Below are 9372 nucleotides of genomic sequence, written 5' to 3'. Positions count from 1 at the left end.
TTCCGGTAGGTGGTCGGTGGCTGGCTCCGGGGCGGCTAGCATCGCGGCACCGGAACCGAGGAACGTGGAGTTCATCCGTGCGTCACCCGCGCTTAGGCGTCGCCATTCTGACCATGGGCACGCGGCCCAACGAACTCGCCGACCTGCTTGCGTCGGTCGCCAGGCAGGACACGACCGCCGCGCGGGTGGTGGTCGTCGGCAACGGCTCGCCGCTGCCTCCCCTGCCGCACGGGGTGACCGGCGTCGAGCTGCCGGAGAATCTGGGGGTGTCCGGCGGCCGGAACGCCGCCCTGGCCCGGCTGCGGGAGTTCGGGGACGTCGATGTGGTGGTGGACCTGGACGATGACGGCCTGCTGATCAGCCCGGACGTCTTCACCCGGCTCACGCAGCTGTACGCGGCGGATGAGCGGCTGGGCGTCGTCAGCTTCCGCATCGCTGATGAGCGAGGCCGCACCCAGCGCCGTCACATCCCCCGCCTGCGTGCGTCCGATCCGATGCGGGGCGGGCTGGTGACGACGTTCCTCGGCGGCGGTCACGGGTTGTCCATGCGGATGCTGGACCGGATCGGTGGGTGGCCGGAGCCCTTCTTCTACGCGCACGAGGAAACCGATCTTGCCTGGCGGGCGCTGGACGCGGGCTGGAAGGTGCTCTACGCGCCGGAGCTGGTGCTCCAGCACCCGTGGACGTCGCCGACCCGGCACGCGGTCTTCCACCGCATGGTGGCCCGTAACCGGGTCTGGCTCGCCAAGAGGCACCTTCCCGCCCCCCTCGTCCCCGTCTACCTGGGTGTCTGGACTCTGGCGACCGTGGCCCGCACCCGGTCGGCGGCGGGCCTTCGGGCCTGGTTCGGCGGGTTCGCCGAAGGGGTGCGCACTCCGTGCCCGCCCCGTCGGCCGATGCGCTGGGCCACGGTGTGGCGGATGACCCGGCTGGGCCGGCCGCCGGTCATCTGATCAGGCTGACGCGGCCTCGGACTCCGAGCGCAGCCACCCGGGGATCGCCGCGGGAGTCCGGCTCAGCCAGTCTGCGTAGCGGGCCACCCCCTTCTCTACGGTGATCGTCGGCCGCCAGCCGAGGACCGATTCCATGCGGTGGGTGGCCGCGTACCCGCCGAGCGGGTCACCGGGCGGCATCGGCGTCTCGACCAGCTGAGATCCCGGGTACCGGGCGGCGACCAGCTCGGCCACCTTGCGGATGCTGGTCGGCGTGCCGGTGCCGATGTTGATCGTCTCGTTGTGGGCGCGCGGCGCGAGAAGAGCCCGCACGGTGGCCGCGGCGATGTCGTCGACGTGGACCAGGTCCCGGACTTGGTGGCCACCTCCGTTGAGGTGCAGTGGCAACCCCAGAGCGGCGCGGGTGGCGAACCAGGCCACCACCCAGGAATGGCTGTTCTGCTTGACCACCTGCGGATCACCGTAGACGGAGAAGTACCGCACGATCGTGTACGAGGTGCCTACCGCGCCGAGCGTCAGCGCGGCCTGCGTCTCGCCCCACGCCTTGGTGTTGGCGTACACGGACATCGGCCGCAGCGGGGCCTGCTCGTGGAACTGAGCTGGTACCCGCCCGTAAAAGGCTTCCAGTAACGCCCTCATCGACCGGTATTCGTCGCAGGGGCGCGCCCAGTCGTCGGGGTTGCCGTTGCCGTAGACGCTGGCCGAGGAGACGAACACCAGGCGACGGATCCGCTCGCAGGCCGCGACCGCGTCGAGCAGCACCTGAGTGCCGGTGACGTTGTTGTGGATCGCCGCCATGGGCTTGCGGGTGCAGGCGGCTACGTCGGCGAGGGCAGCGGCGTGGATCACGTAGTCGGCTTCGGCCACCACCCTCTTGACCGCAGCCGGGTTCTGAACGTCCCCGACGATGACGTCCGGGTCGGACGGATCGACGCCGAACAGCTCCCTGTAGGTGTTCCGCGGGTAGGCGTCCAGCGTGCACAGGGCAATCGGCCGGGCGCCGACCTGACGCAGGTAGTTGGTGATCCGGCTGCCGATCAACCCGGCCCCGCCGGTGACCAGCACGGTCCGGCCTGCGAGTTCCTTCAACTGGGTGTCGTGCACCATGTCCTCCGTCTGTGGTGATGGGTGCGACTCGAACGCGCGCAAGTGCGGCCGGCGCGGGAGTCCGTAGGGTCTTTGCGGCGGGGCCCGAGTGCCTGGCCCCGGCCTCGGGCAGTGGCCTTGCCGTGCTGGGGACAGGATGCGGGCAGTTTCCCCGCCGGGCGCCGGGCGGGCTGGGGCTCTACTGGACGGTCACCAGGAGACCGATCACGCCAGCGACGAGCAGCACGACGTACCCGACGGCCGCCCAGGCGAGCAGCGGCTGACGACGGTGGATGATCCGCCACGCCTCGATCCCCGTCCGGCCGTCCGCTCGTACGCGCACTCCGAGCGCGCTGACCGTGATCGACGTGTACTGCGCGGGCCTCACGTCTTGGCCGTCCTGGTGGTCACTGCTCATGAGTCGTAGTCCTCGTCGTCGTCTTCGGGGTAGTTGTCGGCGTCCGTTGGGGCGGTGACGCACTGCCAGCACCGGCCGGTCTTGTCGAGCCGGATGGTCCGGCCGAACAGCAAATGGAAGGCACATACCTCGGGGGCGCTCTCGGAGGGTGCGGGGCTGATGTCGTCATCACCCGTCTCGTTGGGTCGGTTACTGCTTATGAGCGGCCAACTCCTCGGTACGACCTGGCTGTGAAGGGGGGTCACCCGTGCCCGGGGTCGGACCGGGTGGAAGCCGACGCGGCCGTTGATCTGTGCGTGATCGCTTCTCACGGGCCCTCCGCCGGACACTCTGTTGCCCCCCAGTCGGGGATCGCCCAACCCGAGGACGACACCGGCAGAGGCGGCCCCGGGGGGCCGGGCCTCATCCCCCACGGAGCGGGCCAGCACCGTGGGGCGGTCTGTCAGGCGGCCACCGGCCGCCGGTCCATCCAGTACGCGTCGGCCTGCCGCATGAGCCTGGCCAGACACGACGCGCACGCCATGAACGGCGCGTGCTGCCCGTCCCACTGGACCGGGCCGAGCCAGATCACCCGGATGCCGGCCCGGTCGCAGCCGAGCCAGCAGTCACCGTCGACCCATTCCCGACGCATGAGCGCGGTCAGCCTTCCTGGATGAAGCGGGCCACGGCCCGCGGTGTGTAGCCGTAGAACCGGCCGCGTACGGCGTCGTCGTAGGTGGTCGGCAGAGCCTCGCCCCACTCGACGACATGGCAGGTGTCGGGGTACACCGACCAGCGCACCCGCAGGGCGGGGAAGCCGCGGCGGTCGACGAGAGCCCGGCGCACGGCGAGCCCGGACCTGATCGTGGGCACGGGTATGCATCCGCCGCGCCGTCTGCCGCCGATGGGCACGGCTAGGTGACGCTCCGGCCCCATGACGACCACCACACCGGCATCGATGAGCGAGGGGTCCTCAAGGCGGTCCCGGTAGTAGGCGATGTCCTGGACATCGGCGTGGTCGGCCGGCAGCACCTTCACGGCAATCACCGCATACACCTCTCTTCGGATCAGGAAGCAGCGGCCCCGCCTCATCCCCCACGGGGCGGGGATCAGACGAAGCGGGGCCGCACCCCGCCCGCCGGATGCGATCCAGCGGCCGGGGGTCTTAGGGGACCAGCTGCAACCCGCCGCGTCGCTGAGCAGCGATAGCGGGGCAGCTGTCGGTGTGCCGGTAGCCGGGTATGCAGGCGGCCCACAGGGTCGGGAGCCGTATGTCCTCGAATCCTTCGCCGATCTGTATCGGCTGGTCGCACGCCACGCAGATCCTCGCGCGGGCGGCCCGCTCGATCGCGTCGACGTCCACGGGCTCACCGAGCGGCCCGGGGCGCTCGTACAGCGTCAGCATCGCCTGGACGAGCGCCGCGACGTCATACACGTACCAGGTGGCCGTCGCCACGCCGGCTCCCGGGCATCGGCGAGGATCCGGTTCGCCGTGGCCACCAGATCCACCGCGGTGTCCCGGTAGGTGCCCCGCATCCGGGGCGCGAGGCCCACCAATTCTGAGAACAGCAGGCCGGCGTGGTCGGTCAGCCGCCGGCACTTCGTGTCGAGGTCGTCCCCGCGCTCGGCCCGGTAGCCCGACAGCACCTCGGTGTACGCCTTCCGCATCATCGTGACGTCGACCGCCACGGCCTGATCAGCGTCCACGGTCGCCCTCCAGCGTGGCGAGCAGCTCGTCCACGTCGAGCACCCGGAACGACGACAGCCGTCGCACGAGGGTCGAGCCGAGCAGCATCGGGGCCCGCGGGTCGTCGAACCTGACCCGCGCGGCCGGCCTGGACACGACCTGGACGCCGCCTCGAGGCCCGATGCCGTAGACCGTTCCTAGCACCCCGTACAGCGGGGCGCTGCGTGCGAGGAACACCATCGGGTTGCCCCCCATGTGCGGGCACAGCTTCTCTGTCGTGCGGACGTGCTGCCTGCACACGGGCGGCTGGAGCGTGAGGACGGACGCCTGCTGGGGGTCCTTGGACTGGGGGCCGGCCACGAAGATCCAGCCGAGCGGCGTCCGCGCTGGCCGCGTGCAGACCTGGCACCGGCCGGCGAGCATCGTCGCCATCTGCCGGTAGACGTGCATCAACTTCCACATCGGCTCGCCCGTCGGTAAGCCGTCATCGTCCGTGCTGAAGGCGCACCGCGCCCAGAGGATCTCGCGGAGAGGCCGGTCCCGCGGGTGCTCATCGCGGTAAGCCAGCCGGTGTCCCCAGCCCTGAGACAGCGGGCGGATCACCAGGTTGTCCGGGGCCGGGTCCTCCCCCTTGCGCTGGGTGATGAACGGGACCGTGCCCCATTGGCTGGAGATGTTCACGGAATGGGGGAACGTGATCACTGGGCCGCCACCCTCGAAATCGTCTGACGCAGCACCGCGAGCGGCTGGGTGGCGTCGGGCCGCCCGGTGATGTGGCGGCTCCTGCCCACACGCCGGCCCTCGGGGGCGTCATTGTGGGTCTGCACACCGGTATCGGGCACGGACACCGGGGTCGGCGCCGCTGAGACTCGTGGGCTGAGTAACAGCGTCGGCGGGGTCAGTCCCGCGACTGCCAGGAGCAGTACCGCGCGTCCGGGACGCGAGCGGGCATGCCTACTGCTCACCGCTTCTCCTTGGGGTGCGTTTCGGGCTTGATCAGTGCCGGGTTGGCCAGTGCCGACACGGCGGTGGTCCACTCCGTGCCCCCGCCGGCCGGCCGCAGCCACGCCACCGCACGTGGCGGGTCGCCCTCGGGGGCGACGGCCCGCAGGATGCCTCGCCGGCCGGACGCTGTGTCCTCAACTTCTCGGCCGACCCACGGGTGATCGTCATGCAGCAAGGACCCTCCGGGGCTCACACGGCCTCCCCGCGCGTCGCTGCGAGCGGCGCCCATGAGTAGTGCACCTGCACGCGGTGATCCTGAAGCCATCGGACTTCACGGTGCCGCGCCTCGTGGAAGGCGTCCGGGGCGATGGCAGCCGGCCACCGTGTGATGACCACGCCGATCGTGCCTGACTCCACCAGCTCGCGGATGCGCGTCCAGCCGACACGGCGTGAGGGGGCCGGCTCGCCGTAGGGGTCTTTGATCACTTCGGAAATGGCCAGCCCATGGGCCCGCGCATAAGCGCGCCCCTCTGTCTCCGCGCGTTCCGCCGCGAGACTGGTCATCTGCTTGCCTTGCTGAACGCACACGTACAGCGCAGCCGTTGTGGTGGCGATGGCTCGTGCGGGAGCTTTCTTCTCCTGCGTACTTCCTGCTCTGCTCATCATCACGCCTCGATACGGGGAGATGGGACGGGGCCCGCCCGCCACCGATGGGGTAGGCGAGTCACGAGCGGCCCGTGCACACCACCTAACTCCTCGTCACCGCCTCTCGGGGATGACGAAGTTGCACGCCCCCTCCACGTGCGGACTGACGATTTGACCAGTCATTTACTTTCCGTGACGGGATGCGCGCTCTACGGTGCTCTCATGGGGTCGAGCAGAAATGAGGCATTAGCGGCCTGGATGGCAGAACACCAAATCTCCGCCGCTGAGTTGGCCAGAGCGGTGAACGATGCCATCAGGGACCTCACCGGCAGGTCCGGCAGCACATCGGAACGAACGGTTTTCCGGTGGCTATCACGTGAGAACGACTGGCCCCAAGCACGCCAACGCAAGGCCTTGGAGAGCGTGACCGGCCACACCGCCACGGCCCTAGGGTTCGTGCCGCGACGCAAGACCACCCCAGCGCCATCGCAGGAGGAACCTCCAGTGCATCGCCGCCGCTTCTGCGGTGCGGCCACCGGCACCGCCATCGCCGTCGCCGTGCCCGCCAACTCCGCCCCCTCCCGTCCGACCAGGGTCGGCACCTCCGACGTGATCCGGTTGCGTGACCGCGTCGAAAACCTCGTCGCGCTCGATGCCACCCGCGGCGGACACACTGCCCTCGAACACGACGCCCTCGCCGGCGCCTCCGAAGCACTTCGCCTCCAGAAGGAGTCGGCCACGCAGCGGGTACGCCAACGGCTGTTCGCTCTCGCCTCGCACTTCACAGCGACTGCCGCGTGGTCCCTCATCGACGCCGGTCTGCTCGACGGCGCCGGCAAGCACTTGGACCGTGCCCTGACCCTCGCGGGAATGGCCCAGGACGCCGACATGAGCATGCAGGTGTGGAACCTGCGAGCCTTACTCGCCCGGCAACAGGGCGACTACGCCGAAGCCGTGGCCGCCGCCCAGGCGGCCCAGGCGACGACCGCCGCGCGGCGCAGCCCACTGCACGCCTCCCTCGCCCACGCCCGGACCGCTGTCGGCCTCGCCAATCAAGGCGACCGGAGCGCGGCCCTGCGCTCCCTAGGCCGCGCCGAGGCCGCCCTCAGCAAGGCCGACATCAGCGCACCGCGCCCTACGTGGATCGCTTTCTACGGGCCGGCTGAGCTGTACTCCCTCACCGCGAGCGTCCGCGATGTCCTCGGCGACCCCGCGGAGGCCGAAGCCGCGTCATACCGGGCGCTCACCGCACTCCCCAAGTCCTACCGCCGCAACAGAGCGCACACCACCGCCTGGCTCGCCCTGGCCCAGCTCCACCAGGGCGACGTGGAGCAAGCCTGTGCCACTAGCGGCGAGGTGTTCTCGATCATGGACGGTGTCCCGCTACCCGGCCGGATGCGTCGGCTCCTCGGCGACTTCCAACGCGACCTGATCACCCTTGCCCCCTCTACGCACACCGCGCATGAGTGGACCGACCGCTACCGGACCGAATGGAGCACCTCGTGAGCACCGCCACCACCATGGACCTCCGTCGCTACGGACACGATGACCTGCCGCAGATCCGGCAGACCCTCTTGGACGTGCACGCCGACGCGTACGCGGACGACATGGACGACGAGTTCACCCAGCGGTTCAGCTGGTTCGTCGACCACTGGGGCGGAAACCCCGGCTTCTCGTGTGTGATCGCCTACGACGACGGCGAACCGGTCGGTTTCGCATACGGGGCGCCGTCGACGCCGGGCCGCGAGTGGTGGAGCGAGTGCTTGAGCGAACCGCCCACAGACGCCTCCACGTTCTCGTTCTCCGAGCTGATGGTGCGGCCGAAGTGGCGCAAGACCGGGGCCTCCGTTCAGCTGCATGACGCGCTACTGGCCGACCGCCCAGAGGCTCTCTCGGCCCTCCTCGTCGATCCGGACCACCCCAAGGTGCAGGCGCTCTACGAACGGTGGGGCTACAGCAAGGTCGGGAACCGCCAGCCTTTCCCTGACTCCCCCAACTTCGCGGTCATGCTGCGTCCCCTGCACGCGCCCGAGGCTCACCAGAACGGGGGCACCTCATGACCACCGCATTGGCCATCGGGCTTCGCACATCCACGGAGCTGGACAAGGTCAGCCCCACCTGCTGACCAGCGAATCACTCTTGTCTGGGGTTGCCGGCACCGTCTCGTACGTTGAGGGCATGCCCATCCAGTTCATGCCCCACGGTCAGCTGTGCTCTGCCCTCGACGACATCAACGACCGCATCCGCCGCCTGATGGGCCAGCCGGTGAGCATGGACCGGACGCAGCAGTACCACGAGTTGCTCGCCGAGTGGCGCGACCTCGCGGCGGAGGACGTCGAGCCGGCCTTGTGAAAGCACGCTCCGCCCGGCGGCCGGGCCGGCGCGCGGTCAGCGGCCGGGGTGCGCCTGCTGAAAGTGGTCGGCGATCGCCTGCTCAACGCGCGCCTGGATCGCCTCCGCGCGCGAGTTCGCCTGCGCGGTGAGGAAATCGTCGATCCGGTCGGGGTCGAGCGGCACGACGAGCGGCTGCGCCGGCCGCGTCGAGGCCGGGCAGCTCGTCGTGGTGCCAGCCGCAGCCGAGCGAGCATGAGAACCGCACCGTGCCGCCGAGCGCGTGCCGCAGCGAGTACGGGAAGTCAGGCAGGGGAATCGTGGTCGGCGCGGGCAGCGCCGCCGCTGTTCCGGCGCGGTCTCCAGCACGGCGAGCGTGGTGACGACCAGCCGACGCCCGGATCCTCCGGGGTGTGGCGGGCGGCCTTCTTCACGGCCTGCTCGAGCTCGTACCGGTTGGCCCCGGCTGCTTCGGCGTGTGCGGTGACGGCGGCCTGGACCGTCTCGGACGCCTCGCGCCAGCGGCGTCGTAGTCCTCACCGGTGAGGCCGGCGAGCTTGGCCCGCTCGTTCTCGGCGGATCGTTCCAGTGCGATCAGTTCATCGGGGACCTCTGCCACGGCCACGGATTCTAAGCCGCCAGCGGTGTGTGCCGACGATCCGACTTACCCCCCGATCGGGTAGAGCCGCTCCCGGTTCCCGGGCGGGTCCCCCGTGGGAGCCGCTACGAAGATCACGGCCTTTCCGTGTTCTTCGAGAGGACTCCCGCTCGTGCGCTTCGCCCGCTCCGCTGCCATGCTCGCCGCTCTCCTCCTCTCGACGACCGAGCACGCCGCCCCGGCTGCCGCCGCACCCGCCGACCGTGTCACTATGCCCGTCCGGGACGCCCTCGCCCAGCTGCCCCTCCACACCGAGGACCGCACCGGCTACGAGCGCACCAAGTTCCGGCACTGGGTCGACGCCGACAAAGACGGCTGCAACACCCGCGCGGAAGTACTCAAGGCCGAAGCCGTCATCGCCCCGGCCCAGGGCCCGCGCTGCGCCCTGAGCGGGGGTGAGTGGTACTCGCCTTACGACGACCGCTACATCCAGGGCCGTGGCGGTGTGGACATCGACCACCTGGTCCCGCTCGCCGAGGCCTGGGACTCCGGCGCCTTTGCCTGGACGGCGACGGAACGCGAGGCGTACGCCAACGACCTCGGTGACGACCGCGCGCTGATCGCGGTGTCGGCGGCCTCGAACCGGTCCAAGGCCGACCAGGACCCGGCCACGTGGCTGCCGCCGACCACCGGCTACCGCTGCCAGTACGTCACCGACTGGGTGGCCGAC

At 70.2% G+C, this 9372-nt stretch carries 15 protein-coding genes; 5 read left to right on the top strand and 10 right to left on the bottom strand.

Features of this window, described 5'->3' with window-relative positions; translation table 11 throughout:
- Nucleotides 1-77: 77 nt before the first annotated feature.
- The gene (locus AB0F03_RS37490) at nucleotides 78-953 is read left to right on the top strand and encodes a glycosyltransferase (protein WP_362000888.1); all 876 of its coding nucleotides are present in this window, start codon (nucleotides 78-80) and stop codon (nucleotides 951-953) included.
- On the opposite strand, the gene AB0F03_RS37485 is transcribed toward AB0F03_RS37490, so the two are convergent.
- The 9 genes from AB0F03_RS37485 to AB0F03_RS37445 all read right to left on the bottom strand — a co-directional run bounded on the left by AB0F03_RS37485 (nucleotide 954) and on the right by AB0F03_RS37445 (nucleotide 5734).
- A complete protein-coding gene (locus tag AB0F03_RS37485; protein WP_362000885.1) occupies nucleotides 954-2060 on the bottom strand; it encodes an NAD-dependent epimerase/dehydratase family protein in 1107 nt (368 codons plus the stop codon). It abuts the gene before it with no gap.
- Nucleotides 2061-2238: 178 nt separating this feature from the next.
- The gene (locus AB0F03_RS37480) at nucleotides 2239-2457 is read right to left on the bottom strand and encodes a hypothetical protein (protein ID WP_362000882.1); all 219 of its coding nucleotides are present in this window, start codon (nucleotides 2455-2457) and stop codon (nucleotides 2239-2241) included.
- Between the two features lie 442 nt (nucleotides 2458-2899).
- Nucleotides 2900-3088 carry a hypothetical protein gene (locus tag AB0F03_RS37475; protein WP_362000879.1) on the bottom strand — a complete coding sequence of 63 codons (189 nt, stop codon included), beginning with the start codon at nucleotides 3086-3088 and terminating at the stop codon, nucleotides 2900-2902.
- A gap of 8 nt (nucleotides 3089-3096) precedes the next feature.
- Complete coding sequence (locus AB0F03_RS37470; RefSeq protein WP_362000876.1) at nucleotides 3097-3483, bottom strand: DUF6302 family protein; 387 nt, start codon at nucleotides 3481-3483, stop codon at nucleotides 3097-3099.
- A gap of 118 nt (nucleotides 3484-3601) precedes the next feature.
- A complete protein-coding gene (locus tag AB0F03_RS37465) occupies nucleotides 3602-3892 on the bottom strand; it encodes a hypothetical protein (RefSeq protein WP_362000874.1) in 291 nt (96 codons plus the stop codon).
- On the bottom strand, nucleotides 3835-4143 hold the full coding sequence (locus AB0F03_RS37460) for a hypothetical protein (RefSeq protein ID WP_362000871.1): 309 nt from the start codon (nucleotides 4141-4143) through the stop codon (nucleotides 3835-3837). Before AB0F03_RS37460 ends, AB0F03_RS37465 begins: the two co-directional genes overlap by 58 nt.
- A complete protein-coding gene (locus tag AB0F03_RS37455; protein ID WP_362000868.1) occupies nucleotides 4133-4804 on the bottom strand; it encodes a hypothetical protein in 672 nt (223 codons plus the stop codon). The genes AB0F03_RS37460 and AB0F03_RS37455 overlap by 11 nt, the downstream gene beginning before the upstream one ends.
- 280 nt (nucleotides 4805-5084) lie before the next feature.
- Nucleotides 5085-5303: a hypothetical protein gene (locus AB0F03_RS37450; RefSeq protein WP_362000865.1), complete on the bottom strand. Its 219-nt coding sequence runs from the start codon at nucleotides 5301-5303 to the stop codon at nucleotides 5085-5087.
- A gap of 14 nt (nucleotides 5304-5317) precedes the next feature.
- Nucleotides 5318-5734 (bottom strand): hypothetical protein, encoded by a 417-nt coding sequence (locus AB0F03_RS37445; protein WP_362000862.1) that lies wholly within the window; start codon nucleotides 5732-5734, stop codon nucleotides 5318-5320.
- 483 nt (nucleotides 5735-6217) lie between these two features.
- Here AB0F03_RS37445 and AB0F03_RS37440 point away from each other — a divergent pair, with 483 nt between their 5' ends.
- The 3 genes from AB0F03_RS37440 (at nucleotide 6218) to AB0F03_RS37430 (ending at nucleotide 8065) form a co-directional block, all read left to right on the top strand.
- Entirely contained in the window at nucleotides 6218-7219 is a 1002-nt protein-coding gene (locus AB0F03_RS37440; RefSeq protein WP_362000859.1) for a hypothetical protein, read from the top strand.
- Nucleotides 7204-7773, top strand: a complete 570-nt coding sequence (locus tag AB0F03_RS37435) for a GNAT family N-acetyltransferase (RefSeq protein WP_362000856.1) — start codon at nucleotides 7204-7206, stop codon at nucleotides 7771-7773. The genes AB0F03_RS37440 and AB0F03_RS37435 overlap by 16 nt, the downstream gene beginning before the upstream one ends.
- A 118-nt stretch (nucleotides 7774-7891) precedes the next feature.
- Complete coding sequence (locus AB0F03_RS37430; RefSeq protein WP_362000853.1) at nucleotides 7892-8065, top strand: hypothetical protein; 174 nt, start codon at nucleotides 7892-7894, stop codon at nucleotides 8063-8065.
- A 36-nt stretch (nucleotides 8066-8101) separates the two neighbouring features.
- On the opposite strand, the gene AB0F03_RS37425 is transcribed toward AB0F03_RS37430, so the two are convergent.
- Complete coding sequence (locus AB0F03_RS37425; RefSeq protein ID WP_362000851.1) at nucleotides 8102-8230, bottom strand: hypothetical protein; 129 nt, start codon at nucleotides 8228-8230, stop codon at nucleotides 8102-8104.
- Nucleotides 8231-8814: 584 nt separating this feature from the next.
- Here AB0F03_RS37425 and AB0F03_RS37420 point away from each other — a divergent pair.
- Nucleotides 8815-9372: HNH endonuclease family protein (locus AB0F03_RS37420; RefSeq protein WP_362000848.1), on the top strand; the 558-nt coding region annotated here is incomplete at its 3' end.

Origin of the sequence: Streptomyces sp. NPDC028722 (genome assembly GCF_040637655.1) — a bacterium.
In the GTDB taxonomy this organism is placed as follows: domain Bacteria; phylum Actinomycetota; class Actinomycetes; order Streptomycetales; family Streptomycetaceae; genus Streptomyces.
Note: the sequence above shows the minus strand (reverse complement) of the source record. Positions and strands in the feature narration are given on the sequence as shown.

Coding starts and splice junctions, on each gene's coding strand:
- AB0F03_RS37485 (WP_362000885.1), bottom strand. CDS start 2,060: ATGGTGCACGACACCCAGTTGAAGGAACTCGCAGGCCGGACCGTGCTG.
- AB0F03_RS37480 (WP_362000882.1), bottom strand. CDS start 2,457: ATGAGCAGTGACCACCAGGACGGCCAAGACGTGAGGCCCGCGCAGTAC.
- AB0F03_RS37475 (WP_362000879.1), bottom strand. CDS start 3,088: ATGCGTCGGGAATGGGTCGACGGTGACTGCTGGCTCGGCTGCGACCGG.
- AB0F03_RS37445 (WP_362000862.1), bottom strand. CDS start 5,734: ATGATGAGCAGAGCAGGAAGTACGCAGGAGAAGAAAGCTCCCGCACGA.
- AB0F03_RS37435 (WP_362000856.1), top strand. CDS start 7,204: ATGGAGCACCTCGTGAGCACCGCCACCACCATGGACCTCCGTCGCTAC.
- AB0F03_RS37430 (WP_362000853.1), top strand. CDS start 7,892: ATGCCCATCCAGTTCATGCCCCACGGTCAGCTGTGCTCTGCCCTCGAC.